This window comes from Roseovarius bejariae (assembly GCF_009669325.1).
Classification (GTDB): domain Bacteria; phylum Pseudomonadota; class Alphaproteobacteria; order Rhodobacterales; family Rhodobacteraceae; genus Roseovarius; species Roseovarius bejariae.
Window position 1 is genome coordinate 2,460,354 of the sequence record NZ_SZWE01000001.1, and the last position, 25,496, is coordinate 2,485,849.

General features: G+C 60.4%; 29 protein-coding genes. 14 read left to right on the forward strand and 15 right to left on the reverse strand.

The window, feature by feature from the left end; all coding sequences use genetic code 11:
- Positions 1-413: 413 nt before the first annotated feature.
- Positions 414-1,043 carry a ribonuclease T2 family protein gene (locus tag FDP25_RS11790; RefSeq protein WP_172982790.1) on the reverse strand — a complete coding sequence of 210 codons (630 nt, stop codon included), beginning with the start codon at positions 1,041-1,043 and terminating at the stop codon, positions 414-416.
- Positions 1,044-1,174: 131 nt separating this feature from the next.
- Between FDP25_RS11790 and FDP25_RS11795 the strand changes: the two genes are divergently transcribed.
- The gene (locus tag FDP25_RS11795; RefSeq protein WP_154151944.1) at positions 1,175-1,924 is read left to right on the forward strand and encodes a DUF1013 domain-containing protein; all 750 of its coding nucleotides are present in this window, start codon (positions 1,175-1,177) and stop codon (positions 1,922-1,924) included.
- Between the two features lie 64 nt (positions 1,925-1,988).
- Here the strand turns inward: FDP25_RS11795 and FDP25_RS11800 are convergent, their stop codons facing one another.
- The 4 genes from FDP25_RS11800 to FDP25_RS11815 form a co-directional block, all read right to left on the reverse strand.
- The gene (locus FDP25_RS11800) at positions 1,989-2,600 is read right to left on the reverse strand and encodes a DUF4386 domain-containing protein (protein ID WP_154151946.1); all 612 of its coding nucleotides are present in this window, start codon (positions 2,598-2,600) and stop codon (positions 1,989-1,991) included.
- 84 nt (positions 2,601-2,684) lie between these two features.
- Entirely contained in the window at positions 2,685-3,278 is a 594-nt protein-coding gene (gene recR, locus FDP25_RS11805) for a recombination mediator RecR (protein WP_154151948.1), read from the reverse strand.
- Positions 3,279-3,383: 105 nt separating this feature from the next.
- Entirely contained in the window at positions 3,384-3,728 is a 345-nt protein-coding gene (locus tag FDP25_RS11810; protein WP_154151950.1) for a YbaB/EbfC family nucleoid-associated protein, read from the reverse strand.
- Positions 3,729-3,827: 99 nt separating this feature from the next.
- Complete coding sequence (locus tag FDP25_RS11815) at positions 3,828-5,591, reverse strand: DNA polymerase III subunit gamma/tau (RefSeq protein WP_154151952.1); 1,764 nt, start codon at positions 5,589-5,591, stop codon at positions 3,828-3,830.
- Positions 5,592-5,732: 141 nt separating this feature from the next.
- Between FDP25_RS11815 and ypfJ the strand changes: the two genes are divergently transcribed.
- A complete protein-coding gene (ypfJ, locus tag FDP25_RS11820; RefSeq protein WP_154151954.1) occupies positions 5,733-6,569 on the forward strand; it encodes a KPN_02809 family neutral zinc metallopeptidase in 837 nt (278 codons plus the stop codon).
- A 9-nt stretch (positions 6,570-6,578) separates the two neighbouring features.
- The gene (locus FDP25_RS11825) at positions 6,579-7,061 is read left to right on the forward strand and encodes a protein-tyrosine phosphatase family protein (RefSeq protein WP_154151956.1); all 483 of its coding nucleotides are present in this window, start codon (positions 6,579-6,581) and stop codon (positions 7,059-7,061) included.
- 50 nt (positions 7,062-7,111) lie between these two features.
- Here the strand turns inward: FDP25_RS11825 and FDP25_RS11830 are convergent, their stop codons facing one another.
- Positions 7,112-7,906, reverse strand: a complete 795-nt coding sequence (locus FDP25_RS11830) for a cyclic nucleotide-binding domain-containing protein (protein ID WP_154151958.1) — start codon at positions 7,904-7,906, stop codon at positions 7,112-7,114.
- A 263-nt stretch (positions 7,907-8,169) separates the two neighbouring features.
- On the opposite strand from FDP25_RS11830, the gene FDP25_RS11835 reads away from it, so the two are divergent.
- Positions 8,170-10,533 (forward strand): PAS domain S-box protein, encoded by a 2,364-nt coding sequence (locus tag FDP25_RS11835; protein ID WP_154151960.1) that lies wholly within the window; start codon positions 8,170-8,172, stop codon positions 10,531-10,533.
- Here the strand turns inward: FDP25_RS11835 and FDP25_RS11840 are convergent.
- The 3 genes from FDP25_RS11840 to FDP25_RS11850 form a co-directional block, all read right to left on the reverse strand.
- A complete protein-coding gene (locus FDP25_RS11840; protein ID WP_218939972.1) occupies positions 10,505-11,218 on the reverse strand; it encodes a response regulator transcription factor in 714 nt (237 codons plus the stop codon). The genes FDP25_RS11835 and FDP25_RS11840 overlap by 29 nt on opposite strands.
- A 546-nt stretch (positions 11,219-11,764) precedes the next feature.
- On the reverse strand, positions 11,765-12,493 hold the full coding sequence (locus tag FDP25_RS11845; protein WP_246175826.1) for a BON domain-containing protein: 729 nt from the start codon (positions 12,491-12,493) through the stop codon (positions 11,765-11,767).
- A complete protein-coding gene (locus FDP25_RS11850; protein WP_154151964.1) occupies positions 12,490-12,972 on the reverse strand; it encodes a CBS domain-containing protein in 483 nt (160 codons plus the stop codon). The genes FDP25_RS11845 and FDP25_RS11850 overlap by 4 nt, the downstream gene beginning before the upstream one ends.
- Before the next feature lie 160 nt (positions 12,973-13,132).
- Here FDP25_RS11850 and FDP25_RS11855 point away from each other — a divergent pair, with 160 nt between their 5' ends.
- Positions 13,133-13,531, forward strand: coding sequence for a DUF2267 domain-containing protein (locus FDP25_RS11855; protein WP_172982792.1), 399 nt, complete (start codon positions 13,133-13,135; stop codon positions 13,529-13,531).
- Between the two features lie 18 nt (positions 13,532-13,549).
- On the opposite strand, the gene FDP25_RS11860 is transcribed toward FDP25_RS11855, so the two are convergent.
- The 6 genes from FDP25_RS11860 to FDP25_RS11880 form a co-directional block, all read right to left on the reverse strand.
- On the reverse strand, positions 13,550-13,975 hold the full coding sequence (locus FDP25_RS11860; protein ID WP_154151968.1) for a DUF2267 domain-containing protein: 426 nt from the start codon (positions 13,973-13,975) through the stop codon (positions 13,550-13,552).
- A 91-nt stretch (positions 13,976-14,066) separates the two neighbouring features.
- Positions 14,067-14,294, reverse strand: coding sequence for a hypothetical protein (locus tag FDP25_RS17065; RefSeq protein ID WP_172982793.1), 228 nt, complete (start codon positions 14,292-14,294; stop codon positions 14,067-14,069).
- Positions 14,295-14,788: 494 nt separating this feature from the next.
- Positions 14,789-15,355, reverse strand: a complete 567-nt coding sequence (locus FDP25_RS11865) for a hypothetical protein (RefSeq protein WP_154151970.1) — start codon at positions 15,353-15,355, stop codon at positions 14,789-14,791.
- A 75-nt stretch (positions 15,356-15,430) separates the two neighbouring features.
- On the reverse strand, positions 15,431-16,480 hold the full coding sequence (locus tag FDP25_RS11870; protein WP_154151972.1) for a threonine aldolase family protein: 1,050 nt from the start codon (positions 16,478-16,480) through the stop codon (positions 15,431-15,433).
- Complete coding sequence (locus tag FDP25_RS11875; protein WP_154151974.1) at positions 16,477-16,953, reverse strand: YcgN family cysteine cluster protein; 477 nt, start codon at positions 16,951-16,953, stop codon at positions 16,477-16,479. The genes FDP25_RS11870 and FDP25_RS11875 overlap by 4 nt, the downstream gene beginning before the upstream one ends.
- On the reverse strand, positions 16,950-17,888 hold the full coding sequence (locus FDP25_RS11880; RefSeq protein ID WP_154151976.1) for a bifunctional riboflavin kinase/FAD synthetase: 939 nt from the start codon (positions 17,886-17,888) through the stop codon (positions 16,950-16,952). Before FDP25_RS11880 ends, FDP25_RS11875 begins: the two co-directional genes overlap by 4 nt.
- Positions 17,889-17,972: 84 nt before the next feature.
- On the opposite strand from FDP25_RS11880, the gene FDP25_RS11885 reads away from it, so the two are divergent.
- The 9 genes from FDP25_RS11885 to tolB all read left to right on the forward strand — a co-directional run bounded on the left by FDP25_RS11885 (position 17,973) and on the right by tolB (position 25,472).
- Positions 17,973-18,611 carry a hypothetical protein gene (locus tag FDP25_RS11885; RefSeq protein ID WP_154151978.1) on the forward strand — a complete coding sequence of 213 codons (639 nt, stop codon included), beginning with the start codon at positions 17,973-17,975 and terminating at the stop codon, positions 18,609-18,611.
- 81 nt (positions 18,612-18,692) lie between these two features.
- Positions 18,693-19,754: a transporter substrate-binding domain-containing protein gene (locus FDP25_RS11890; RefSeq protein WP_154151980.1), complete on the forward strand. Its 1,062-nt coding sequence runs from the start codon at positions 18,693-18,695 to the stop codon at positions 19,752-19,754.
- Between the two features lie 3 nt (positions 19,755-19,757).
- Entirely contained in the window at positions 19,758-20,783 is a 1,026-nt protein-coding gene (locus FDP25_RS11895) for a transporter substrate-binding domain-containing protein (RefSeq protein WP_154151981.1), read from the forward strand.
- Entirely contained in the window at positions 20,783-21,325 is a 543-nt protein-coding gene (gene thpR / locus FDP25_RS11900; protein WP_154151983.1) for an RNA 2',3'-cyclic phosphodiesterase, read from the forward strand. The genes FDP25_RS11895 and thpR overlap by 1 nt, the downstream gene beginning before the upstream one ends.
- A 36-nt stretch (positions 21,326-21,361) precedes the next feature.
- Positions 21,362-21,751 carry a tol-pal system-associated acyl-CoA thioesterase gene (gene ybgC, locus FDP25_RS11905; protein ID WP_154151985.1) on the forward strand — a complete coding sequence of 130 codons (390 nt, stop codon included), beginning with the start codon at positions 21,362-21,364 and terminating at the stop codon, positions 21,749-21,751.
- A gap of 116 nt (positions 21,752-21,867) precedes the next feature.
- Positions 21,868-22,563 carry a protein TolQ gene (gene tolQ, locus FDP25_RS11910; RefSeq protein ID WP_154151987.1) on the forward strand — a complete coding sequence of 232 codons (696 nt, stop codon included), beginning with the start codon at positions 21,868-21,870 and terminating at the stop codon, positions 22,561-22,563.
- A 3-nt stretch (positions 22,564-22,566) separates the two neighbouring features.
- Entirely contained in the window at positions 22,567-23,040 is a 474-nt protein-coding gene (gene tolR / locus FDP25_RS11915) for a protein TolR (protein WP_154151989.1), read from the forward strand.
- A gap of 9 nt (positions 23,041-23,049) precedes the next feature.
- Positions 23,050-24,153 (forward strand): energy transducer TonB, encoded by a 1,104-nt coding sequence (locus FDP25_RS11920; RefSeq protein WP_343032036.1) that lies wholly within the window; start codon positions 23,050-23,052, stop codon positions 24,151-24,153.
- Positions 24,150-25,472, forward strand: a complete 1,323-nt coding sequence (tolB, locus tag FDP25_RS11925) for a Tol-Pal system beta propeller repeat protein TolB (RefSeq protein WP_154151991.1) — start codon at positions 24,150-24,152, stop codon at positions 25,470-25,472. Before FDP25_RS11920 ends, tolB begins: the two co-directional genes overlap by 4 nt.
- The last annotated feature ends 24 nt before the right edge of the window (positions 25,473-25,496 follow it).

Genomic DNA, 25,496 nt, shown 5'->3' on the forward strand with positions numbered 1-25,496 from the left:
GGCAGTCACCGTTTTCCCCGTCTTGCCCGGTTACCCATTGCGGCGACTCACCGCTGCGTACCCAGAAAATCCATCACATCGACTCTTGCCCAATTCTCGACAAGTTCTTGAAAGACTTTAACAATTTTTTGCCCAATTTTGGCCCCTTTTTGCGGAAACAGATTGTTTCCTTGGGTGCCAATTCTGCTGGCGTGAAGGATTTCAGAAGCGACAATAGGGTAACCGATTGCCAGCTGTTTCGGAAGGGGAAACTATTGCCATAATTTGCGAAAAGTCTGGCGGCTCACCGCCATATAGCGTGCAAAAAATGACACAATGTTTTCACGACAATGATCTGAATGCGGCGCGCGTAGGGGGTGAATAAAGAGTGCTGTTCGAGAACAGATTCGCAAGTTCTCGGAAGAGACCGGACACTACCGGATCGGGGCGAATAAGGCGTCCTTCATCCGGCAGTCGCGAACGGTGTCACGTCCGCATGGAACGGGCTCAAGCTCTTTCGACAGGCACAGTCGCGCTTCCTGAATACGCCCTTCGCGGCAGGTGATGGTCACCATATCGGGCGTCAGGCCGGGATTGGCCTTCAGAAAAGCCTCTTCCACGACGGATGCAGGAAGTTTGACGGGGGCGCTCAACTTGCGAAAGACATCTGGCCGGGTCACGCTGTCATAAGCCTGCCGCGACAGATCGTAATACTCGGGCGCGGACAGGCCCGTGCAGCTGCCGTGCTTCTTCCATTGGTACCAAGCCAGCCCCGATGTGCCCATGATATCGGCCATCTCGCCGGTCATGCGGCGCGAGGGTGGGCGATGGGCGGTTTTGCAATGCGAGGGCCAGCCACGGTGATACTGCGGCCAGAGGCCATGCAGAACCCAGCCGTGATCCGCAGACGCATCGCATTGTGGCGATCCGCGATCGTCCCCCTCAAGCGCGCACCATGTTGGCGACCAACTCAGCGCAAGAACGTAGTAATCGAAATCACCCGCGCGCTCGCCCTCGGCGAAGGCGGCGACGGCACTGAATAAAAACAACACGAACGCACGCATTCTTTGGCCTTCCATTTTCCGACGCGCCCTACTATATACGCGCCAAGTTCCCCGACAACGGAAACCCGCGCCCGCCCAGGACGCAGCCGATTAAGGCAACGGGGAAGATTTGCGTGAAGGAGGCCCGAGATATGGCAAAACCGCTTATGGCAAAGGCCACCGCCGTCTGGCTGGTGGATAATACAACGCTCAGCTTCAAGCAGATTGCCGATTTCTGCGAGTTGCACGAGTTGGAAGTGCAGGGCATCGCCGACGGTGACGTGGCTGCCGGTGTCAAAGGCTTCGATCCGATTGCCAACAACCAGTTGACGCAGGACGAGATCGACAAGGCCGAGGCCGACCCGCTGCACAAGCTGAAGCTCAAGTTCAACCCCGCCGCTTCGGGCGAGGAAAAACGCCGCGGGCCGCGTTATACCCCGCTTTCCAAACGGCAGGATCGCCCGAATTCGATCCTTTGGCTGGTGAAATTCCATCCCGAACTGGCCGACGCGCAGATCGCCAAGCTGGTCGGCACCACCAAGCCGACGATCCAATCGATCCGTGAGCGTACCCACTGGAACATCGCCAACATGCAGCCGATCGACCCTGTCGCCCTCGGCCTCTGCAAACAATCCGAACTGGATGCCGCCGTGCAAAAAGCGGCTGCCAAGAAGGCCAAGGAAGGCGAGGCCATTGACGACGACGAGCGCCGCAAGTTGCTGAGCACCGAGCAAAGCCTTGAGGGCGAGGCAGAGCCGCGCATTCCCACCGCGATCGAGGGGCTGGAAACCTTCAGCCTCGGCGGGGACGACACGGAAAAAGAAGAAAAGATCGACGCGGACAGCTTCTTTAACCTGCCGGACAGCTCCGACGACGACGAGGACGACGACGAGCAAGCCTGACTGACAGGCACCGTTTCTGAACCGATTTTGAAAGGCCCGGACGCCATGGCGTGCCGGGCCTTCTTTATTGGCGCTGCTGTGACAGCGCGGGCGCGCCCGACAACAGCCAGATACAAAAGGCGCTTTCCGCCAGAAGCGGCAAACCATAGGCCGGGGCAAAGACAGTGGCCAGATCGGGCGCGATCAGGCGCAGGATGCTTCCGGTGCCGTAAACCACGCCCGACAAACCGATGGCCCAGCCCAGCCATGCCACACCAGCCCGATGTAATAGTATGCCGGTCAACAGGCAGTTCACCGCGAAGAAACCCAACGATACATCATACCCCGTTTCGTGAATGCTCAACCACATTGCGGTCCGTGGTGCATCAAGTATGGCCGCCATGAGCCACCCCAACCCGGCGGCAATCCCCGCCGCTTGCACGAGGCGAAAGGCGGTTGCGCCGATGGCAAGCCATTCTCCAAAGCGCCGCAGCAGCGCCAGCAGCAGTATCGCAAGTCCGACATCCGCCAGCGCCATCACCAGATCGGCCAGCATCGACAGGCGCAAGTGCCCCGCGCCTTGGGAGACAAGCGAGGGGTCCGCACGGAAGGCCGCGCGGAAAACCGCCTCGGAGGTGACGCCGCATATGATGATGACAAGATAAAGAAGGCCGACAAGGCGGGGACTGACGGGCATTCGGCTGTCCTTGGATCAGGGAAGGTTCATACCCTTCTACCACATAACGAGCGCGATCCGCTAAGGACTCTCGAACACCAAATGTCAGAGCTTTTTGCGGGCGCTGAGAGCGGCACTTATGGTGCCGTCATCCAGATAGTCAAGCTCCCCTCCAATCGGCACGCCTTGGGCCAATGAGGTCAGGGTGACCCGATCTTCCAACTGATCGGCGATGTAATGCGCTGTGGTCTGACCATCGACCGTGGCGTTCAGGGCGAGGATCACTTCGTTGATGTCCTCGGCCTCGACCCGGTTGACCAGTTGCGGAATCCGCAGTTGCTCCGGCCCTACCTGATCCAGCGCACTGAGTGTGCCGCCAAGCACGTGATAGCGCCCCTTGAAGGCATGGCCGCGCTCCATCGCCCAAAGGTCGGCCACGTCCTCCACCACGCAAAGCTGACCGTTGGCGCGTTTCTCGGAGGTGCAGATATCACAGACATCGGTGGTGCCGATATTGCCGCAGTTGAGGCATTCGCGCGCCGTGGCGGCCACCTTCTGCATCAGGTCGGCCAGTGGCAGAAGCTGCAAGTCCCGCTTGGCAATCAGGTGCAGCACCGCGCGCCGGGCCGACCGAGGGCCAAGCCCCGGCAACTTCGCCATCAGGTCGATCAGGGCGTCTATGTCGCGGGTGGAACTCATGGCCGGTAGTGCCTGTGATTGCGGGTGGAAATGGGGGCCAGCCCCCTACGTTGAAAATCCGAGGATTTTCAACGCTCCCCCGGGATATTTATAAAAAGAAGAAGATCAGAACGGTAGGTTCATGTCCTTGGGCAGGCCCATTTCCTCAGTCAGCTTGCTCATTTCTTCCTGTGAGCGCTCATTCGCCTTTTGCTGGGCGTCCTTGATGGCGGCGAGGATCAGGTCTTCGACCACTTCCTTGTCGTCCGAATTGAAGATCGACGGGTCGATATCAAGGCCCTTGAGTTCGCCCTTGGCCGAGCAGGTGGCCTTCACGAGGCCCGCGCCGGATTCGCCTTCGACCATCATGTTGTGCATCTCTTCCTGCAACTCGGCCATTTTCTTCTGCATTTCCTGCGCTTTTTTCATCATGCCGGCCATATCGCCAAGCTGGCCCAGTCCTTTGAACATCTGATCTCTCCGGGTTGTGAGTGGTTGCGGCGCGGGAGATGCGCCGGGGATTTGGTTAACATATTGCAGCGCCGGGGGCGGGCGGCAAGGGTGGGGCCGTCAATCTTCTTCGAAGGGGTCCCACTCGTCTTCGACCTCGGGCAGGGCGTCGGCCTCGGCTTCGGCCTGTTGTTCCTCGGGCGTGCGTATCTGGGTGATCCTGGCCTTGGGAAAGGCGGCAAGGACGGCCCTGACCATGGGGTGGTCCGAGGCTTCTTCCTTGAGGGCGGTTTCGGCGGCGTCGCGTTTGGCGGCGATGGTCTCGGCCCCGCCTTCGTTGACGAGGCTCACCCCCCAGCGGGTGCCGGTCCAGCGTTGCAGGGCGGCCCCAAGGCGTTGCGAGAGGTCCTGAGGGGCGTTTTCCGTTGGCTGAAACTCGATTCGTCCGGGGCGATAGCTGGCCAGTTGGACACAGGTTTCCACCTCGACCAGCAGTTTTACGTCGCGCTGTGTGCGGATCAGTTCGACCACATGCTCGAATGTCGGGTAATGCGCCAGCGCGGCCTCGTTGGCGACTGCCAGGGCTGGGCTGGCGCCCGAAGCGCTTGGCCCTGAGGGGCCGGGATGCGTGGGGGCGGGGGCTCCGCCTTGTGCATGGGTGGTGCCGCCGGATTGCGGGGCTGCCGCGCCGCCGCCAGGCCCCGGGGCAGGCGGCGGGGGCGTGTCACGCAGCTTGCGCACCAGCTCCTCGGGCGAGGGCAGGTCGGCCACATGGGTCAGGCGGATCACCGCCATCTCGGCGGCCATCATGGCGTTCGGGGCCTCGGCCACTTCGTCCAGCGCCTTGAGAAGCATCTGCCACATCCGGGTCAGGACGCGCATCGGCAGGGTGTCGGCCATGCTCTGGCCACGGGCGCGTTCATCGGGGCCGATGGTGGGGTCCTCGGCGGCTTCCGGCGTGATCTTGACCACGGAAATCCAGTGGGTCACCTCGGCCAGATCGCGCAGCACCGCCATGGGATCGGCCCCTTCGGCATACTGGCCTGACAGTTCCGTCAGGGCCCCTGCCGCATCGCCCTTCATGATCAGGTCAAAGAGGTCCAGCACCCGGCCCCGGTCGGCCAGCCCCAGCATGGCGCGCACCTGATCGGCGGTGGTTTCCCCCGCGCCGTGGCTGATTGCCTGATCGAGCAACGATGTGGCGTCGCGGGCCGAGCCTTCGGCGGCGCGGGTAATGAGCGCAAGCGCATCATCGTTGATCTCGGCCCCTTCCGCGGTGGCGATGCGGCGCAAAAGGCCGATCATCACCTCTGGTTCGATCCGGCGCAGGTCGAACCGCTGACAGCGCGACAGCACCGTCACCGGAACCTTGCGAATCTCGGTCGTGGCAAAGATGAACTTCACATGCTCGGGGGGTTCCTCCAGCGTCTTGAGCAGCGCGTTGAACGCGCTGGTCGAAAGCATGTGCACCTCGTCGATGATGTAAATCTTGTAGCGCGCCGAGGCCGCGCGATAATGCACCGATTCAATGATCTCGCGGATGTCGCCCACACCCGTGCGCGAGGCCGCGTCCATCTCCATCACGTCGACGTGGCGACCTTCCATGATGGCCACGCAATGTTCGCACTCACCGCAAGGTTCGGTCGTGGGGTTTCCCTGTCCGTCCGGGCCGATACAGTTCATGCCCTTGGCGATGATCCGCGCGGTGGTGGTTTTGCCGGTGCCGCGAATGCCGGTCATGATGAAGGCCTGCGCGATCCGGTCGGATTTGAACGCGTTCTTCAGGGTGCGCACCATGGCATCCTGCCCGACCAGGTCGGCAAAGGTTTCGGGCCGGTATTTCCGGGCAAGGACCTGATAGGCGGTACTGGGGGTCTCGGTCATGCGGGGCCTTTGGATTCGCGATACCTTGTGACCCTAAAGCGGGGGGCGCGGGGCGTCCACCACCTTGCGCGATGGCTTGCTTTTGGATCGGGATGCGGCAAGGGTAGAGGCCGTTGAATGGTGAGCAGATGGGGGGTCACTATGCGCTTGCGCAATATCCGGCGCAGCCGGAATATCGAAGATCGCCGCCGCATGGGCGGAAGGGGCAAGGCCGGGATCGGCGGTGTCGGCCTCTTGGTTGTCCTGGCCGTTGGATATTTCGCCGGGATCGACGTAACGCCCCTCTTGCAGGGGGGCCTTCCGCAACAGCAAAGCGCCCCGCGCGAATTGAGCGCCGAGGAAGAGCGCGCGGCCGAGTTCACATCACGCGTGCTGGCCACCACCGAGGATGTCTGGGCACAGGTCTTTCCCCGGCAGGTCGGGCGCGACTATCGCCCACCGACGCTGGTACTGTTTTCCGGCGTGACTCAAAGTCCCTGTGGCGGGGCAAGCGGGGCCACCGGGCCTTTCTACTGCCCGGCGGACCGCAAGGCGTATCTCGATACCGAATTCTTCGGCACGTTATCACGGCAACTGGGCGCAGGGGGGGATTTCGCGGCGGCCTATGTGGTGGCGCATGAGGTGGCCCACCATGTGCAAAACGAACTGGGCATTCTGGGGCAGGTGCACGATCGGCGACAGGCGGTAGGGCAGGCACAGGCCAATGCCCTGACCGTCCGGCTGGAATTGCAGGCAGACTGCCTGTCGGGTGTCTGGGCGCGGGCCGTTGACGGATTGCTCGAACCCGGCGACCTGCAAGAGGCGCTCAATGCCGCGAAGATGATCGGCGACGATCACCTGCAACGCCGGGCCGGTCGGGTGCCGCAGCCGCATACCTTTACCCATGGCACCAGCGAACAGCGGGCAAGGTGGTTCGCCATTGGGTACGAAACGGGCCAGATGGCCAATTGTGATACCTTCGGGGCCAACAGGTTGTAGGGCGCGCGTATGTCTGGCTTCATCATATTTGCCCTGCCGGTAAATGAAGGCATCCTTGCCATCGCGCCCATGCCGGGGCGTGGCGGGCACTATGCCGAAGATCTGGCGCACCTGCGCGATTGGCAACCGGCCCTTGTAATCAGCATGACCAGCCTGCCGGAGATGGTGCGGCATGGGGCCAGCGATCTTGGGTCTGACCTGCAAGATGCCGGGACCCGATGGGCGCATGTGCCGGTGACGGATTTCGGGGTGCCCTCGACCTCCGAGGAAGATGCCTGGCACGAGGCAAGCCGCGCCGCGCTTGCCGCCCTGCAAGGGGGTGGGCGGGTTCTGATTCACTGTGCGGGGGGCTGTGGGCGGTCCGGTATGGCGGCCTTGCGCCTGATGATTGAATCGGGCGAGGCCGCGGATGCGGCGCTCGCCCGGTTGCGGGCCGTGCGGCCCTGCGCAGTAGAAACCGAGGATCAGTTCGCTTGGGCGACCGCCACGTGAAGAGGGTGTGATGCCTGAATATTCTGTCGAGTAAACCAAGCCAATTGAGTTCAGCCTACAGCGAGCCTCGGTCCCTCGATCAATCCTTCCAACGGCGGACCGGCAAGGTGCCGAAGGCGCCTCATATCCGTAAGCTCGATCCGGTTGGGGTTAAGAACGCGAACCGCGCCCTGGTCGGCCAAGCCATGCAGGCAGCGGCAAAAGGTTTCCGGCGTCATATCCAGCAGACTTGCCAGATCGGCGCGGCAGAGTCGTAGGTTCACGACTGGATTAGCGCCGGACATATCAAGCATGGTGTCGGTCTCACCCTCATATAGGGCGCTGAACATGAAATAGGCCGCGACGCGTTCGCGTGCTGTGCGGCCACGCAACAGGCAAGTCCAACTGTGCATCATGTCCATCTGGCGCAAGGAGCTAAGAAGATATTCATGCTCCAGCATCGGCGAGCCCATCAAAAGCGCCTCGAATGACACGCGATTGAACACACAGACCTCGGTGTCGGTGGCGGCCTCGTATGAAAAGCGGTAATCGCTTTCGAATGCGCGCCCAACGAAATCCCCGGGAAAGAGCAGGCCGAGAACCTGAGTATCCCCCTCTTCCGTCATGAAAACCGTCTTGATGACGCCGGATCGTAGAATGCCAATCTTTTCGGAAACATCACCCTGCATCATGATGGTCTGTCCCCGTTTGAAATTCGCACGATTTGCAAGACGTGACAATTCTCCCAAAGACTCTTCTGAAACGCTCGCACAAAAGGATAATCCCGAAATAGGACAGTCCTGACACTGTGGCATCGGTACACGGTGCATTGATACTACGTTCATCTTGAAATCCCCTCTGAGCATGCCGGAAATAATGAATCCGGCACCAATTGCAGCCCTGATACGGGCCTTCCGTTGGTACTCATACGCACCGGCAGAGCCGGCTAATGTCTTGAATGCCTGGTCATGGCGCTCACCCGTTGGCCATGTCCCCCCAAAGGCGATTTCATTAACCTTCAGAATCGGGGAGGGATCAAAAGTATAAATGTGTAGAATTGTACACTTTCTAGGCGTTGTGACCCATATCGTGCTACTATGCCATATCTAGGGGTTTCCGGAGCCAGACGATGGCACAGAAAAGTTATCCCGGTCAGTTTGACACGAAAGCGCTCATGTCCGCGCGTCCGAACATGGGCGCTTGGTTCGAAGGAGTCTTCGAACACGCGGCTATGGGGATAGTCGTCACCGATTTGCATGGGCGCATTCAAACCTGCAATCCGGCATACCTCTCGCTTGTGGGACATGATGCGCAGGCGCTTGAGGGCATGACAGCCTATGACCTGATCCACCCTGAGGATCTGCCTGACTTCATGGCCAAGGCAAAGCCCCTGTTGTCCGGCAAACTGCCCTTTTTCGAGATCGAAACACGTTACCGCCGTGCAGATGGTAAGGTGATTTGGGTGCACATACGTGTGTCCCTGCTTCCGGATGAAAGCGGCACGCCGGGCCATATGCTGTCTTTGATCAGCGATATCAGTGAACGAAAGCAATTTCTGGCTGAGCTTCAGGGGCTTAGGGACCGCCTGGAGCGCTTCATCGAGGATGCGCCGACGCCCATGGCGATGTTCGATCATGAGATGCGATACATCCGGTGCAGCCGCCGATGGCTTGATGACTACGACCTCAACGGTGAGCAAATCGAGGGAAAGCGGCACTATGATTTGTTCCCGGATTTGCCTGATAGCTGGATCAAGGCGCACCGGCGCGGTCTTGCGGGTGAGATCGTAAAATGTCGCGAAGATTGGTTCTTGCGCCCGGACCAGACCGTGCAATGGCTAAGATGGGAGGTTCACCCGTGGCATGAAGCCTCGGGCGAGATCGCAGGCGTCATCGTTTTTGCCGAGGACGTGAGCGACCGCAAACGCGCAGAACAATCCTTGCGTGAAAGCGAGGCGCGCTTGCGCCTTGCCGCCGAGGCCGCTCATTTCGGAACCTTCGACATCGACCTCGCAACGGGGCAAGCGCATTGGTCGCCCGAAGCACGCGGGCTTTTGGGGCTCCCGCCCGAAGCGAGCCCCCAGACCATTGATGAAATGGAGCGCCATATCGGCCCGCGCGCCATGCTCCAGATACGTAGCCAGCTACAGTCCGCCTTTGACCCGACGGGAAGCGGACGGTTGAAACAGGACCTTGGCCTCACGCTGCCCAACGGCAATCGCCGCTGGTTGCAGGTCCATGGCCGCGTGATCTTTTCGAAAAATGGTCCGCAACGACACGCGACGCGCGTCCGTGGGATGCTCATGGACGTCACCGAAACCCGCCAGATGCAGCGACGGCTTGAGAATTCCAAGCGGCTGGAATCCATCGGGCGCTTGTCGAGTGGCATTGCCCATGATTTCAACAACCTGCTGACGGTGATCCTGTCGAACCTGGAACTGGCCCAAAGGCGAACCTCCGACCCCGAAACCCAGGCGCTTCTGGACACCGCCATCGAAGCCTCGGAAATGGGAGCCACCTTCAATTCCCGGCTGTTGTCCCTGGCCAGAACACGCCGCGTTCAGCCCGGGGTGCTGCAAGTCGATCGTCATCTGGCGTCGATCTGGCCGATCCTGTCACGCGCGGTGGGCGATACGATCGACCTCAAGATATTGCACAACCGGAAAATCTGGACCGTCCGCGCCGATACGGCCGAGTTGGACAGCGCGCTGCTCAATCTGGTGGTGAATGCGCGCGATGCCATGCCGCATGGTGGCCAGATCACTATCGGCGCCAAGAACGTTACGCTTGATGCCGATGCCGCCGAAGACCTAAGTGGCGCAACCCCCGGAGAATACGTTCGCATATTCGTGAAAGATACAGGCCTTGGTATGCCACCTGAAATTGTGGAACAGGCACAAGAGCCGTTTTTCACGACCAAATCGGTCGGGCGGGGCACCGGGCTTGGCTTGACGAGCGCCGCTGCCTTTGCCGCGCGTGAAAATGGCTGTATGCAGATCGAAAGCGCACCGGGCCGTGGAACGACGGTGTCGGTCCTTCTGCCCCGCGACCATGATGATCAGCAGGCTGGTACAAATGACGGGGGCGAGGCATCCGGTATCACCTATGGTGATGGCGAAGTCATCCTTGTGGTCGAGGATGACGATCTGGTGCGTGAGACCGTCCTGAAACGTCTGGAGGTTCTTGGCTACGTGGTGTGCGAGGCGCGAGACGCCGTGTCAGCTTGCAAGATGCTCGACGAAGGCCATCACGTGGATCTGGTGTTCAGTGATGTGGCCATGCCGGGCGATATGTCAGGCCACGACCTTGCGGATTGGGTGCGTGCGAAACATCCTGCGGTCGGGTTGCTACTCACTACCGGCAATGTTGTGGGGGGCACTGACCCCAAGGATTCATCCAACGGTGTGCAAATCCTGCCAAAGCCCTATTCGATCGCACGGCTTGGCCGGAAAGTCCACGATGCGCTCAGGCGTCGCTTGCCGTCACCGGTTTGACATCCCCGGTAAAGACATAGCCAACCCCGCGGACGCTTTTGATCAGGTTCGGGCTGTCGCTTTCCGGTTCGATCTTGCGGCGCAGGCGGGCCACGTGGCCGTCAATCGTTCGATCCAGCGGTGACCATTCCTGCCCTCTCAGGCTAAGCGATATCTCGTCCCGGCTCAGGACGCGCCCGGGGCGGCGCACGAATATTTCCAACAGACGCAATTCGGTTTCTGTCAGGTCAAGGTCATCCCCGTTGTTCTTGTGAACAAACCGCTTGCGGGTATCGAAAACGCAATGATCAAAGTCGATCTTTTCGGGAATATCTGTGGGTTGGTGGTTTTCCTCAAGCTCATAGCGTCGCAACACTTGATTGATCCGCATCACGATTTCACGGAAATGGAATGGCTTGGTGATGTAATCATCGGCCCCGTTTTCCAGTCCACGCACCCGATCCTGCGGGTCGGATCGCCCGGTTACAAGGATCACCGGGACATTGCGCTGCTCGCGCAGTTCGCGGGCAAAACTAAACCCATCATCGGGACCGAACCCAAGATCAAGCGTCACGATATCAACGCCATAATTCTTGATGCCCCGTAGCGCTTCGTTTCGATCAGCGGCTTCAATGACCTTGAAACCATCTGCCTCCAGCCCTTTGCGAAGCGTGAGGCGCAGGTCGTGTTCATCATCAACAACCAAAACTGTTTTGTTATGGTTCTCAATACTATCCAAGGTGAAACAAATTCCAGTAGGCAGCTGCGTGCGTAAAATTCGACTCTGACGAGAATAATAACGGATTCTAGGGTTTTTTGAAAATCTATTTAATTGGCCTCGGGCCTTATCTTGTTTTTCAGGTTTCCTGAGGATTGACCCTTTCCAGGGTCTACAAGCGGCCAAACTGACCTCAAGGTAAGACGGTGTAGCAAAAACTGGCTGGTGTGCATTGCACACCAGCCAGCCTCGCCGACCCGAACGATCAATACAGGACCGTCATGTTCGGGCCGTCTGCCACCGCTGTCCTTCACCACAGGTCACTTGCAAAACGCTTTTGTTTGGAAAGGCACGCGAGGGATAAAGCGACCCTTTCAAGCGGATTGCCCGACCATTTGTGTCCTTGCCTCCTTAGTCGGGGATAAGAGAGCAACAGGAATGGGGGTGGCACAGAAAAATTGCACGCGGTCTGTGCCCAACTTCCTTGACACACTGGTCAGTTCACTGCTGGCGTCAGGGCAGCAGCGGCATTCGTCATGACACCGCGATATGATCCTCCACGGCTTTCACGCCGGGGGCGGACCATGCGGCACGCTCGGCGACTTGTCGTTCGCTCCAGTTCTTGACCTTGCCGTTCAGGGTCACGCGCCCATCGCTGACCGCGATACGAATGCCCCCGGCTTCCAGTTCGGCATCGCGCTTGAACGCGTCTTCGATGCGTTTGCGCACGTCCGCGACCTTGAGCGCGGGTTTGATCAAGATCGAGTTGGTGATCCCTGTTATCCCGGCCATACCCCGTATGGCGCGCGCGGCTGCGTCTTTTTGAAAGTTCCACTCGACGTCACCGCTCAGTGTCACCCAACCATTGCGCACCTTCACTTTCACGGCGTCATCTGGAACAGACGTGTTCCATTCCAAGGTATGCAAGATGCGCTTGGCTATTTCATCATCGGCGGTCTGGTGCGACCCGATGGGCCGAACCTCAATGTTCACGACGATCCCGCGCACGCCTTTGACGCGCGACGCGACCTTTTCGGCCTTGGCGCGTTCGGCGTAGGTGGTCACATGCCCGCTCAGTGAGACCACACCCTCATCCACGGAAACGCCGATGTCGGCGGCATCGATACTCGGTTCAAAATCCAACTCGTCCAGCACATCCTGTTGAATCGTGGCGTCATCCATCGCTTCAATCTCCTCCAGAATTGTCTGTTTGGTCAGACGGTCCTGTGTGGCCACCATGCGCTTGCGGGGCAGGTGTTTCATTGATCATCGGCAACCGCTGCGGGCTGTGTGGCGTGTGGGTCGCGATTTTCCGGTATATGTGTGCCGTGATGCGCCGAGACCGCATGCAGGATTTCACCGCTCAATGCGCGGCTGGCTGCGTGCGAGATGTCGCCAAGACTCAGCATGCCAACCAATGCCTTGGACTCGTCGATCACCGGTAAACGCCTGATCTGTTTTTGATCCATGAGGTGTATTGCATCCTCCAGGTCCTCTTCGGTCCTGCACCACACCACATGAGATGACATCATCTCGGCTGCCGTGACATCATCGGGGTCTTCACCTTCGGCAGTGACGCGGATGGTGATGTCACGATCAGTGATGATGCCGACCATTTTTGCGTCACGACACACCGGAAGCGCACCGATGTCCTCATCCCGCATCAGCTTGGCGACCTCGGTCACCTTTGCATCATGCGAGACCCACTGCACGTTGTGGTGCATGGCATTCCTGACTTTCATCGCTGTGTTCCTCGAACGGTGAGTGTATGGCCTTGGGCCATTGTTCCCAGACTATTTGCAGCGCGTGATCGGGCATTGATGGCAATCAATGTTGTCTTGGCCTGCACGATTCTAAGGTTTCGACAGGGCCATGTTTTGCCCGCAGTTCAGGATCGAGTCGATGCCCATGAACCCTGCCAATCTTGATCGTGCTCCGATGGTTTTCGGATTGCCTTTTCCCATGACATGTCGACGCCCGTCACGCGTCATGCGTGCGGTGCTTCTGGCCCTGCGTGACTGGATGACAGCCGCCGAGGTGGTGGAGTTTGCACGGCAACTTCCAGAAGGTTGGGTTCCGGTGGTTTTCGAAGAATGGCGGCCTCAGTCGGCGCCGCCACCAAAACCGAGCCGCATTGAATTTGCGGCCTCGGTTGCAGCGCACCTAGGCGGCAACGAGGCCGCCTTCAATGAGGTGGACATTGCCGATGCCTTGCAGAATTTGGTCCCTATGCTGCCCGATCGGCTTTTCGTACGAAAATCCACCTGTTGTCGTACGACTCGTACGGGATCTTTTCACTAGGACCTTGGCGTCGCGGACCTAAAGTTCGGGCCATAAATCGCGTATGTCGGCGGGCAGGCTCTGGCGGGCCTGGCGCACTTCGCCTTCTGAAACTCGCCCGTTAAGTAGCCGGAATACTTCGGAAATATCCTCGGGGCCCTGATATTCCCGATCATGACCAAGGTTCGCTTCGATGCGTGCGACAAGGGCCTCACGCGTTCTTTCATGCGAATGCGCCGGTTGCCACCCTTCAAAAAACAAGCCACGCACCAAAAGCGGCAGTTGCGCAGAAAGCTGTGCCGCCTCGTTCGGGCCAAGCATATCACGCAGTCCGGCAAGAGTGGTGCGCATCAGCATCAATACCTGCCTACGATCCCCCCAGCCCAGTTTTGCCGCCAGTTCGTTGATCCACTCATGGGTCAGCTGAACGGTATGATCAATGACTTCAAGCCCTTGAGAACTCATGGAAACCTCGTTGTCGAAACCTGTTGTTGTGGAGTGTTCAGACGTTAGCATGCCGTGGTCGCGGTCTCGTTGACGATTATCATGATCGGCCTCAGTCGAATGTCCACTTTGCCCTCACCGGAAGGATGCGCCGCAGGCGTTTGACGGTTGATCTTGTCAAGCCGTAGTAGCGGGCGATTTCGCGGTCGTTCATGCCATATCCGGCCATGGCAGACAGGGCATCGCCAGGGCATGGTCCAAGTTTTTCGATAATACGATCATGGCGTTTGCCGGGCATTAGGGGTTGGCTCAGTGTGTTGTGGACGCGGTCTGTCATCATTTCCCTCGAATGGCAGCGGCTATGGCAGGATGAGCCGGGAAGGTGAAAGGACAATGAAGTTCTGCACGGGGTGAAACGGAAGGCCATTGATCTTGGTCAATGGCGATCGCTGCAAAGGCAGGACGCTGTGAGATTGGCGAAGGTTCGCGCAGGGGGGCGTTGTTATGGGCGGACACGCGCTCAAGCAGGGGGCGATTTCGAGCAGGGTGCCGCAGGATTATGAAGAATCATGGTTAACGTTTTGAAATGACTGAACAAATGCAATCGGCAGCACGTCGGTATCATGTCGGTATCGCGTTGGTGCCACGCGTTCAGGCCCCGGGGATTAAAGCGTTTCCAGCTATTGTTGCATCACCAATACCCTGCCAGGCCTACGGCCTTCTCGGGACATTGGTGAAACACTTTGATTCAAGGTAAACTGGAAACGCTCTAACCGAGCGTGCGCTGGAGGATTGTACGTTTCGTACGCGGGTTTTGTACGAAACTCCTGCTGGCTATTCGCTCCAGTCGTGAACATGCACATCGCGGCCTGAATGTTCTGTCAGGATCTTGATTGCCAGATCGCGTTTGTCGTCGTCCTTGACCCGAACCCACATCAGGATGCCGCCATGGTGAATCTGGTTGGCATAGTAGTCGCGAAATTTATGATCGGCGCGACGGGCTAAAAGCGTGCCGATCACCGCCGCAGGGCTACCGCCGATGGCGATGGCGGCGATAGAGGCGGCCAGTGTGCTGGCCGGGGTGAGCATGGCAAGCATCGCGACGTATGAGCCAAGAAAGAAAAAGCCGCCCGCAATGGCCCCTTCAAGCTCGCCCATGGCTTCCTCGGAGACATAGGCGGCACGAGGGGCCTTCGGGTCATCCTCCAAATCCTGAGCGCGCCAATAGGCGTGGCCGAGTTTTTCTTCCAGAATTTCCTGTTTGGCCAGAAGGCTGATGTCATAGCGGCTGAAGCCGACCATGCGCAGATCCCAATAGGCGGCCTTGAGGGCCTCGGCGCTGTCGAAGACGGCCACGGCCTCGGGGATGCGGATTACGGTTGTGTGCTCTGTCTCGGCCATGGGGCGCTCCCTGTGCTGTGTCCTGTCGTTGGATCACATGCTGCCGCAGGGGGCAGAGGATTGGATTGATGGTGGTCAATCGCCCTTGGCAAGGGTTACGAAATGGTCGATGGCATCTTCGGGAATCGACCAGTCGCAGACAAGCCGCATGGAAAGCGGTTCATCTGGCGCGCCGGTGTCGAGCGGGCCTTGGTTGAGGCCATAGTGCGCGCCGCCCCTCATCAGGCGTTGATGGGTGGCGCGGGGCAGGGTGGCGAAGATCATGTTGGCCTGTGGTTCGGCCAGAAAAACGCAATCGGGCACGCCGCGTAGGCCCTCGGCCAGACGGGCGGCCTTGGCGTTGGCGGCACGCGCCATATCAAGCCAGAGATCGTCGGTAAGATAGGCCAGCATTTGCGCGGCCAGAAAGCGGTGCTTGGAGAAAAGATGCGCGGCGCGTTTGCGGCGCAGTTCAAACTCCCATGCTTTTGCGGGATTGAAGAAGATCACTGCCTCGACGCCCAGACAGCCGTTTTTCGTGCCGCCGAAACTGACGGCGTCGATCCCGGCCTTCCATGTCATTTCCGCCGGGGTGCAGTCGAGGGCCACGAGAGCATTGGCAAAACGCGCGCCGTCCAGATGCACCGGCAGGTCGTAGCGGGCGGCGGTTTGCGTGAGGGCGGCCAGTTCTTCCAGCGAATACACCCGGCCCATTTCGGTGACTTGTGTCAGGGCCACGGGGCCACGTTGTGAGCAATGCACATCGCCAAGCGTCCAGCCCTCGATCGCGGTTTGCAGCGCCTCGGGGGTCATCTTGTCTCCTTCGCCCACAAGCGAGAGCTTCGCGCCGCCGGTGTAGAATTCCGGCGCGTGGCATTCATCGGTATGGATATGGGCGAGCGGCGTGCAGAAAATGGTTTGCCAAGGCTGGGTGAGGGTCGAGAGGGCCAGCGAATTGGCCGCCGTGCCCGTGGCGACAAGGTGAACGGAGGCCTCGGGGGCCTCGAAGATGTCGCGCAATCTGGCTTCGGTCCGGGCGGTCAGGTCATCGGTGCCATAGGAGGGCGCAAAGCCTTGGTTCGCGGTGGTGAGGGCCTCGATGATGGCCGGGTGGGCCGGGCCGCAGTTATCGGATTTGAAGCTCATGTTCCCGGTTCCTCGATTACGTGGTCTTCCCAGTCGTCGTCCGAGACTTCGAATTCGGGGACGGTGCGATTTTGCATTGAAACCCCGGCCTCGTGGACTGTGTCGGGGGTGCCCGAGATCAGCGGGTGCCAATCGTAAAGCGGCTGGCCCTTGTGCAGACGCTTGTAGGCGCAGGTTTCGGGCATCCAGTAGAGGTGCAGTTCGAGGTTTTGCGCGGTGAGCGAAATGCATTCCGGCACGAACTGGTGGCGGATGGGGTATTGCGCGCAGCGACAGGTGGTATCGTCGAAAAGACGGCAGGCGACACGTGTCAGCGCCACCTCGGAGGTGTCCTCGTCTTCCAGCTTGTTGAGGCAACACTTGCCGCACCCGTCGCAAAGCGCCTCCCACTCTTTCTGGGTCATGCGGTTGAGGGGCGTGGTTTCCCAGAAGCGGGGGCGCAGGCCGGAGCGGTCGATGGGGTCGTTGTTCATAGGTCTGCCAGGATTTCGCGGGCTTTGGCGCAGTCGGCGTCCATCTGGGCGATGAAGGCCTCAAGGCTGTCGAAGGTTTCTTCGGGGCGCAGATAGTCGATCAGGGCGACGGACAGTTCTGTGCCGTAGAGGTCGCCGGAAAAATCGAAGATGAAGGTTTCGATGTTGGGCACTTCGCCATGGAACATCGGGCGGACCCCGAGGGAGGCCGCGCCGTGGTAGCTGCCTTTGTGAGGGCCGCTCAGGACATCGACCAGCACGGCGTAGACGCCGAAGCGGGGCCGGTGCAGCCCTTCGATGGACATATTCGTGGTTGGGTAGCCCAGTTCGCGGCCGCGCTGTTCGCCGCCCACGACCTCGCCCTCGATGCGGTGCCAGTGGCCCAGCATGGCGGCGGCATCGCGCGGGCGGCCATCGGTAAGGGCCTGGCGGATGGCGGTGGAGGAAACCTCACCCTGATCGCCTTCGAGCAGTTGGGCGATGGTCACGCCGAATCCCAGATCCGCGCCGAAGCGTTGCAGGTCGGCGGCGGTGCCTGCGCGGCCCTTGCCGAAGCAGAAGTCGGCGCCGACAACCACGTGTTTGAGGTCAAGGCCATCGCGGATGACATTGACGGCGAATTCCTCGGGCGTGAGGGCCGAGAGGGCGGCGTTGAAGTTCAATTGATAGAGCTTTTCAACGCCGAGTTTTTCGAGGCGGTGCGCGCGGGCCTCGGGGTTCATCAGGCGGAAAGGGGGCGCGTCGGGGGCGAAATATTCCCTCGGGTGCGGCTCGAACGTGAGCACGCCGAGGGGGGCGCCCACGGCTTCGCCCGCGCGGCGGGCGATGTCGATGACGGACCGGTGGCCGATATGGACACCGTCGAAGTTGCCGATGGCGACGCTGGCGCCTCGGTCGGTCTGATCAACATATGCGTAATCGCGGATAATCTGCATGGCCGTTTGCGTAGCCCCAACGCGGGGCTTGTGCAAGCGTATGGGACTGGCTTTTGATCGGGTGCCTCTGCTATGAGGGGCGGCATGGACCCTGTGAGCACACCCGAGCAGATCGAGGCACTGTTTACCCGCGCCGACGGGAGTTATCTTTTTGCGCGCTGGGGACGGCCCATCGCGCCGATTGTCTTTGGCGTGGACGATGCGACGCTCGAGATCGTGAAGGGTGCGGTGGAGGCCATGGCCGTTCTGGCCGGTCACCAGATGGCCGAGACCGATCCGGAACTGGGCGTGAACCTGATGTTCTTTTTCTTCCGCGAGTGGGAGGAGTTGCGCGAGGTGCCCGACCTTGACCGGCTGGTGCCGGATCTGGGCCCATTGGTGGACAGGCTGATCGCGGCGGATGCCAATCAATATAGGGTATTCCGGTTCGATGAGGCGGGCGCGATCAAGGCGGCCTTTGTGTTCTTGCGGATGGACGAGGGACTAAGCAAGGTGCCGGCCGAGACACTGGCGCTGAGCCAGATGGCACAGACGATCTTGTTGTGGTCCGATACGGCATTTCAGGATCGGTCGCCGCTGGCCAGCGTGCCGGACCAGGATACCGTGATCCTGCGTCCTGACATCGCCGAGGTGATCCGGGCGGCTTACGATCCTGTGATGCCTGCCGTCGCGGAAGATGCCAGCCATGCCCTGCGTCTGGCGGCGCGGTTGCGGCCACAGTAGGGGCGCGGGCCCCAAATCTGCCTAATGGCTTGACCGAAACCGCAAGATGGGCCTTATTCCTGCGCAAGCTTGGGGTGTGTGATGCGGACGATTTTACTTGTTTGTTTGGTTGCGGTCTGCGTGGGCGGCTTTGGACAGGTGCGGGCCGAGACCTGTGGCGGGACCTATACGGTACAGCCGGGCGAGACCCTGTCCCAGATTGCCGAGGCGCAATATGGCGATGCCGAGTTGTGGGCCCGGATTCATGGGGATAATCTTGAGATGTTGGGGGAAACCCCCGACAATCTCCGGGCGGGGATGCGGTTACGCTTGCGCTGCGTGAACGGACTGCCAAAGGGGCTGTCGGGCGGGGCTAATGTGGCTGTGTCCGGGGCAGTTGCGCCAGCACGTGGTAATCCCGCTGTGCGGATTGATATTCTGACTGCCGGAGATTTCTGGCCCTTTGCCGATCAGGCGCTGCCGGGGGGTGGTCTGTTGGCCGAAGTGGTGCAGGCGGCGATGGAGGCAGCCGACCCCGAGCAGGGGTTTGCCATTCATTGGGTCAACGACAGGGCCTCGCACCACGAGCCGCTGTTGTCGAATGTGCTTTTGGATATGGGGTTTCCATGGTCACGGCCCGATTGCGAGGCGGAGCCAGACAGGAAGCGTTGCGAGACCCTGATGTTCTCGTCACCCCTGTTCGAGGTTCTTGAGCTTCTGTTTGTCGACAATACCCGCCCCCTGACCTTTGAGAGCGAGGCCGACATGCAAGGCAAGACCCTATGTCGGCCCAAGGGGTTATCGACTTATATTTTTGAACAGGATGGGCGAAATTGGCTGCGCGACAATGTGATTTCCCTCAAGATCGCGGCCTCGCCCGAGGCCTGTTTTCGCTTGCTGATAGAGGGTCAGGTTGATGGGGTGGTTCTTAACGAATTCCTTGGCCATCAAACGATAAAGGCCTTGGGCCTTGAAGATCGTATTGCGCCTGTGCAGGGGCAGCCGATTTCGATTGATACACTTCATATGGTCGCGCACAGGGCGCATCCCGCAGGAAAATCCTTGCTGGATGTTTTTGACGCCGGGTTGGCGAAAATCAGGGCCAATGGAACGTATCAGCGTATCGTGGATGAGCATATGGCCCGAGTCTGGGAGGAGTTTTAGGCCATGCGTGGAATAGGCATACTCCGATTGGTGATGGCTTGGGCAATGTTGATCGCCCTGCCAGTGGGTGCGCAGGCATTGTGTGATGTGACTTACAAGGTGCAGCCGGGCGATACGCTGTTTTCGATTGCCGAAACACATTACGGCACATCGCAGCAATGGGCGCTGGTTTATTACGCCAACCAAGTGGTTCTGGAGGGGCAAACTGCCGTCCCGGGATCGGACGTGTATATTCCGTGCCCCGCCAGTGAAGCTGCGCCCGCACAGATGCCGCCCCGCGAGGTGGGGGCGGAACTGACGCTTTTGACGGCTGGCAACTATCTGCCTTTTTCCGATCGCAACTGGCCGGGGAAAGGTTTGGCGACTGAACTGGTCACTGCCGCGCTGGAGGCAAGCCCCTCGCCATTGCCCTATGCCGTGGCGTGGGAAGACGATTGGTCAAGTCATTTGTTCCCGCTGTTGGATCAGAAAACCTATGACATGGGGTTTCCGTGGGTAAAGCCCGATTGCACGGCCACGCCCGACAATGAACGCTGCAAGAAGTTCCATTTCTCGGAGCCGCTAATGGAATTGCCCATCATGCTGTTCAAGCGGGAGGGCAGCGAGTTCGCCTATGAAAGCGATGCCGATGTGATCGGCAAACGCCTGTGTCGCCCGGCGGGATATTTCACCCATGATCTGGATCGGGCGGATCGTCGGTGGCTGTCGGAGGGCAAGATCACCCTTGTGCAACCGGACAGCCCCGAGGACTGTTTCGAGCAGTTGATGGCCGACAAGGTGGATGCGGTGACGGTCAATGTCTTCCTAGGAGCGTCGAAAATCGTGGCCATGGGATTGCGTGGGCGGGTTATTCCGTTGGAGCGAGCGTTATCGCGTGAGAGCCTGCATGTGATAATCTCGAAGACGCATTGGCGGGGGACGACGCATCTTTACCGGATTAACGCCGGGTTGGCGGCGCTGCGGGAGAACGGACGATATGACGAGATTGTCTCGCGCCACTTGGAACTGTTTTGGGAGCAAGTGAAGTAATGCGGGCCTTCGTGGCGATCCCCCTGCCCGAGGAGGTGGCCGACATCGTCGAGCGGCTTCAGGGCGATCTATCGGTGGGGCGGGTTGTCACGCGTGAGAACCTGCATCTGACGCTGGCCTTTCTGGGCGATCTGGAGCCGGGGCTGGTCGAGGAAGTGCATGGTGCCTTGAGCGAGATCGAAGCCGCAGCCGTGACCATGGATATGCGCGGGGTGGATGTGTTCGGAGCGGACCAGCCGCGATTGGTCTTTGCTGGCGTCGAGCCGAACGCGGGGCTGACGGCCTTGCGTGACAAGGTTAATTCGGCGGTGCGCGAGGTGGGGGTGGAATTGCCGCGCAAACGGTTTCGCCCGCATGTGACGTTGGCGCGATTTCACCGGCGGATGCTGCAGCATGAGCTGGATCGTCTCGGGGCTTTTCTTGAAACGCATGGGGCGTTTCGGCTGGAGCTTTTCGAGGTGGCACGTTTTGGGCTTTACCGTTCGCATCTGTCGCAGGACGGCGCATGGTATGAGGAACTGGCGCACTATGATCTGGGATAGCTTGCCAGTCGGTGTGGCGCGCCATAGGGTGCGCGCATGACCCATCGTTTCCCGATCCGCGTTTATTACGAAGATACCGATATGGCCGGTATCGTCTATTACGCCAACTACCTGAAATACATCGAGCGGGCGCGCAGTGCATGGGTGCGCGAGATGGGCATCGACCAGAACGGGATGCGCGAGGAGGATGGCGTGGTGTTCGCTGTGCGGCGGGTCGAGGCGGATTATCTGAGCCCCGCGAAATTCGATGATGAGCTGGAGGTGCGGACCACCACGCAGGCGGTGACCGGTGCGCGACTGGTCATGGAGCAGCAGGTGGTGCGCAGCGAGGAGGTCTTGTTCTCGGCCGTGGTGACGATTGTCTGCATTGGCGAGGGCGGCACGCCTGCGCGCCTACCGGCAAATATTCGCCTGATCCTGCATTAATCACGCCGATTTGTGCCGCGTGATGCGGTTCATGTTGGCTTTCCCCTTTAAATTCCGTTAGCTTCGGCCTCAATAAGGCTGGAAAACACGGCCAGAGGCGGAAAAAGAGCAGGCTTATGGAAGCAGAAACCCTCGCAATAGCGCAGGAGATAGATTTCTCCATGTGGGCGCTATTTGCACGCGCAACCCTTATCGTGAAACTCGTCATGCTGATGCTGATCATCGCCTCGTTCTGGGCGTGGTCGATCATCATCCAGAAGATCATCATCTATCGCAAGGCACGGGCCGAGGCCGAGGTGTTCGACCGGCGCTTCTGGTCGGGGGAGCCTTTGGACGAGTTGTTCGAAGAAATCGGGCCGGACCCGGACGGGCAATCGGAACGAGTTTTCGCGGCGGGCATGATGGAATGGCGGCGGTCACACCGAAACGACGGCGGGCTGATTGCCGGGGCGACGGCGCGGATCGACCGGAGCATGGATGTGGCCATCGCCAAGGAGGCCGAGAACCTGCAAAGCGGGCTGTCGGTTCTGGCGACGGTCGGGTCGACGGCGCCTTTCGTGGGGCTGTTCGGGACGGTCTGGGGCATCATGAATGCCTTTATCGAGATCGCAGAACAGCAGAACACCAATCTGGCCGTCGTGGCGCCGGGGATCGCCGAGGCGCTTCTGGCTACCGGCCTTGGCCTGTTGGCGGCCATTCCGGCGGTGATTTTCTACAACAAGCTGAGTGCGGACAGTGACCGGATCGTGGCCAGTTACGAGGCCTTCGCCGATGAGTTCGCGACCATTCTTAGCCGCCAGTTGGACAGCTGAGCGATGGGAGCCGGAGTCGTTCAGAAATCCGACAGCGGCGGGCGCCGGCGGCGCGGGCGGGGGCGGTCACGCCCCATGGCCGAGATCAACGTCACGCCTTTCGTTGACGTGATGCTGGTCCTCTTGATCATTTTCATGGTCGCTGCGCCGCTGATGACGGTGGGTGTACCCGTGGAGTTGCCCGAGACCGCGGCCAATGCCCTGCCTGGCGAGGAGGAAGAACCCCTGACCGTGACGGTGACGGCCGAAGGTGTGGTTATGATCCAGACGAGCGAAGTGGCGCGCGAGGAATTGGTGACCAAGCTGCGGGCGATCGCGACGGAGCGCGACAGCACGCGGGTCTACCTGCGGGCCGATGGGGCGGTGCCCTATTCGGATGTGATGCAGGTGATGGGCGCGCTCAACCGGGGTGGTTTCGGGAATATCGGCTTGGTGACCGATACCGGCGGACCCAGCCTTGATGAGCAGGGCGGTTAGGGGAAACGGGTGAACACCGGACAGGTCATATCCGGGGCGGGCCATCTGGGCCTGATCGCCTTTGCCTTGTTCGGCGGCGCGTTTCAATCCGAGCCGCTGCCCTTCGAGGTGACGGAAGTGACGGCGATTTCGTCCGAGGAATTCGCGGCGCTGACGCAGGGCGAAAACGTGCCCGAGGCGGTGGCCAACGTGGACACACCTGAGCCGCCGCAGGAAGGCGAGGCCCCGGCGTTGACCAGCGAGGCCGACACCCCGCCAGAACGCAGTGAGCCGGAGGTGGCCGAGACACCGCCACCCGACGATGTGCCCGAGCCGGTGGAGCCCGCGCCGGTACCTCAAGCCGATGTGAGCGATGAGCCCCCGGTCATGCAGCCGCCGCAGGAGGATACGGCCCTCATGATCCCCGAAATCTCTCCGCGTCCGCAGGTGCGCCCTGCGCCGCGGGTGGCCCCTGAGCCGGTGGCCGAGCCCGAGCCGGATGTGCAAATCGACGATGTGGAGCGCCAAGAGGTGGCCCCCAGCGACGAGCCTGCCGACGTGGCCGAGGAGGAGTCCGAGGCCACATCGCCCGAGGAAGCCACGACCGAGATTGTCACCGAGGCGGAAGAAAATGATGTGACGAATGCGGCCCCGGCGCAGTCGGTCCGGCCGCGCAGCAGGCCGTCGCGCCCCGACCCTACGGAAACCGCCGAGTCCGAGGCCCCCGAGACCGACAACAGCGCGGTGAACGATGCGCTGGCCGAGGCGCTGGGCCAGACCGGAACAAGCAGCAACGACGCCCCGCAAGGTCCGCCCCTGACAGCAGGCGAAAAGGACGCGCTGCGCATCGCGGTGCAAAATTGCTGGAACGTGGGGTCCTTGAGTTCCGAGGCGCTGCGGACCACGGTGGTTGTCGGCGTCGAGATGACGGAAGAGGCCAAGCCGGTGATCAGTTCGATCCAGATGCTGAGCGCATCGGGAGGCAGCGGGGCGGCAGCGAAACAAGCGTTCGAGGCGGCGCGCCGGGCGATTATCCGCTGTGGTGCGGGCGGTTTCGATTTGCCGGTCGAAAAATACGACCATTGGCGCGACATTGAAATGACATTCAATCCGGAGAGAATGAGGATCAAATGATGCGGTATGTACTGACCCTCCTTGTGGCATGTGTTTTATGGGCCGCCCCGGTGGTGGCGCAAGACGGGCCATTGCGGATTGAGATCACCGAAGGGGTGATCGAGCCGATGCCCTTTGCCGCGCCGGATTTTGTCGCCAGTGATGCGGCGGGCGCCGAAATGGGCCGCAAGATCGCGGAAGTGATCGCGGCGGACCTGGCGGGCACCGGATTGTTCCGGGAGATTCAACCCGAGGCGTTTATTAGCAAGATCACCAGTTTTTCCAGCCCGGTACAGTTTGCCGACTGGAAGGCGATCAATGCGCAGGCCCTGATCACCGGGGCGGTGTCGGTGGACGATGGCGGCAAGGTTGTCGTGCGCTTCCGCCTGTTCGATGTTTTCGCCGGTCAGGAGTTGGGCGATGGCCTGCAACTGGTCGGGACGCAGGCGGGCTGGCGCCGGATTGCGCATAAGGTGGCCGATCAGGTGTACAGCCGGATTACTGGCGAGGCACCTTATTTTGACAGCCGGGTGGTCTTTGTGTCCGAAACCGGGCCCAAGGACAAACGGCAGAAGCGGCTGGCGATCATGGATTATGACGGGGCGAACGTGAAATACCTGACCAACAGTTCGTCAATCGTGCTGGCGCCGCGGTTCTCACCGAATGGCGATAGGGTGCTTTATACCAGCTATGAAAGTGGATTTCCGCGGATTTACCTGTTGGACGTGGGTAGCGTACAGCGTCGTGTTCTGGAAAGTCAGGACGGCACGATGAGCTTCGCGCCGCGCTTTGGCCCGGATGGGCAGACGGTGGTGTATTCGCTGACGCGCGGTGGCAATACCGATTTGTATCGGATGGATCTGACCACCGGGGCAAATACGCGCCTGACCTCGGCCCCCTCGATCGAGACGGCGCCGAGTTTCAGCCCCGATGGCAGCAAGATTGTCTTTGAATCGGATCGTTCGGGGGTGCCGCAGATATACGTGATGCCCGCAAATGGCGGGGAGGCACAGCGGATCAGTTTCGGGCAGGGGCGCTATGGCACTCCGGTCTGGTCGCCGCGCGGGGATTTGATCGCTTTCACCAAGCAGTCCAAGGGGCGTTTCCATATCGGGGTGATGCGCACAGATGGCAGCGAAGAACGGCTTTTGACCGCATCTTTCCTTGACGAAGGCCCGACATGGTCGCCGAATGGCCGGGTGATCATGTTCACCCGTGAGACGCAGGGCGCACAGGGCCGTGCGAGCCTATACACGGTGGACATCACGGGCCGTAATCCGCGGCAGGTGCCGACGAACACTGGTGCGAGTGACCCGGCGTGGTCTCCGTTGCAGGATTGAGTATGGTTTTCCGCGCGTTTCCAA

What these genes read in the sequence shown, in the direction of transcription:
- tolQ (WP_154151987.1), top strand. Translation starts at nt 21,868, where the DNA reads ATGGAAGCAGAAACCCTCGCAATAGCGCAGGAGATAGATTTCTCCATG.
- FDP25_RS11800 (WP_154151946.1), bottom strand. Translation starts at nt 2,600, where the DNA reads ATGCCCGTCAGTCCCCGCCTTGTCGGCCTTCTTTATCTTGTCATCATC.
- FDP25_RS11810 (WP_154151950.1), bottom strand. Translation starts at nt 3,728, where the DNA reads ATGTTCAAAGGACTGGGCCAGCTTGGCGATATGGCCGGCATGATGAAA.
- thpR (WP_154151983.1), top strand. Translation starts at nt 20,783, where the DNA reads ATGCGGGCCTTCGTGGCGATCCCCCTGCCCGAGGAGGTGGCCGACATC.
- tolR (WP_154151989.1), top strand. Translation starts at nt 22,567, where the DNA reads ATGGGAGCCGGAGTCGTTCAGAAATCCGACAGCGGCGGGCGCCGGCGG.
- FDP25_RS11870 (WP_154151972.1), bottom strand. Translation starts at nt 16,480, where the DNA reads ATGAGCTTCAAATCCGATAACTGCGGCCCGGCCCACCCGGCCATCATC.
- ybgC (WP_154151985.1), top strand. Translation starts at nt 21,362, where the DNA reads ATGACCCATCGTTTCCCGATCCGCGTTTATTACGAAGATACCGATATG.
- FDP25_RS11875 (WP_154151974.1), bottom strand. Translation starts at nt 16,953, where the DNA reads ATGAACAACGACCCCATCGACCGCTCCGGCCTGCGCCCCCGCTTCTGG.
- tolB (WP_154151991.1), top strand. Translation starts at nt 24,150, where the DNA reads ATGATGCGGTATGTACTGACCCTCCTTGTGGCATGTGTTTTATGGGCC.
- ypfJ (WP_154151954.1), top strand. Translation starts at nt 5,733, where the DNA reads ATGCGCTTGCGCAATATCCGGCGCAGCCGGAATATCGAAGATCGCCGC.
- FDP25_RS11865 (WP_154151970.1), bottom strand. Translation starts at nt 15,355, where the DNA reads ATGGCCGAGACAGAGCACACAACCGTAATCCGCATCCCCGAGGCCGTG.
- FDP25_RS11845 (WP_246175826.1), bottom strand. Translation starts at nt 12,493, where the DNA reads ATGAAACACCTGCCCCGCAAGCGCATGGTGGCCACACAGGACCGTCTG.
- FDP25_RS11835 (WP_154151960.1), top strand. Translation starts at nt 8,170, where the DNA reads ATGGCACAGAAAAGTTATCCCGGTCAGTTTGACACGAAAGCGCTCATG.
- FDP25_RS11895 (WP_154151981.1), top strand. Translation starts at nt 19,758, where the DNA reads ATGCGTGGAATAGGCATACTCCGATTGGTGATGGCTTGGGCAATGTTG.
- FDP25_RS11815 (WP_154151952.1), bottom strand. Translation starts at nt 5,591, where the DNA reads ATGACCGAGACCCCCAGTACCGCCTATCAGGTCCTTGCCCGGAAATAC.
- FDP25_RS11855 (WP_172982792.1), top strand. Translation starts at nt 13,133, where the DNA reads ATGCCCATGAACCCTGCCAATCTTGATCGTGCTCCGATGGTTTTCGGA.
- FDP25_RS17065 (WP_172982793.1), bottom strand. Translation starts at nt 14,294, where the DNA reads ATGATGACAGACCGCGTCCACAACACACTGAGCCAACCCCTAATGCCC.
- FDP25_RS11825 (WP_154151956.1), top strand. Translation starts at nt 6,579, where the DNA reads ATGTCTGGCTTCATCATATTTGCCCTGCCGGTAAATGAAGGCATCCTT.
- FDP25_RS11860 (WP_154151968.1), bottom strand. Translation starts at nt 13,975, where the DNA reads ATGAGTTCTCAAGGGCTTGAAGTCATTGATCATACCGTTCAGCTGACC.
- FDP25_RS11795 (WP_154151944.1), top strand. Translation starts at nt 1,175, where the DNA reads ATGGCAAAACCGCTTATGGCAAAGGCCACCGCCGTCTGGCTGGTGGAT.
- FDP25_RS11790 (WP_172982790.1), bottom strand. Translation starts at nt 1,043, where the DNA reads ATGCGTGCGTTCGTGTTGTTTTTATTCAGTGCCGTCGCCGCCTTCGCC.
- FDP25_RS11890 (WP_154151980.1), top strand. Translation starts at nt 18,693, where the DNA reads ATGCGGACGATTTTACTTGTTTGTTTGGTTGCGGTCTGCGTGGGCGGC.
- FDP25_RS11885 (WP_154151978.1), top strand. Translation starts at nt 17,973, where the DNA reads ATGGACCCTGTGAGCACACCCGAGCAGATCGAGGCACTGTTTACCCGC.
- recR (WP_154151948.1), bottom strand. Translation starts at nt 3,278, where the DNA reads ATGAGTTCCACCCGCGACATAGACGCCCTGATCGACCTGATGGCGAAG.
- FDP25_RS11850 (WP_154151964.1), bottom strand. Translation starts at nt 12,972, where the DNA reads ATGAAAGTCAGGAATGCCATGCACCACAACGTGCAGTGGGTCTCGCAT.
- FDP25_RS11830 (WP_154151958.1), bottom strand. Translation starts at nt 7,906, where the DNA reads ATGCTCAGAGGGGATTTCAAGATGAACGTAGTATCAATGCACCGTGTA.
- FDP25_RS11880 (WP_154151976.1), bottom strand. Translation starts at nt 17,888, where the DNA reads ATGCAGATTATCCGCGATTACGCATATGTTGATCAGACCGACCGAGGC.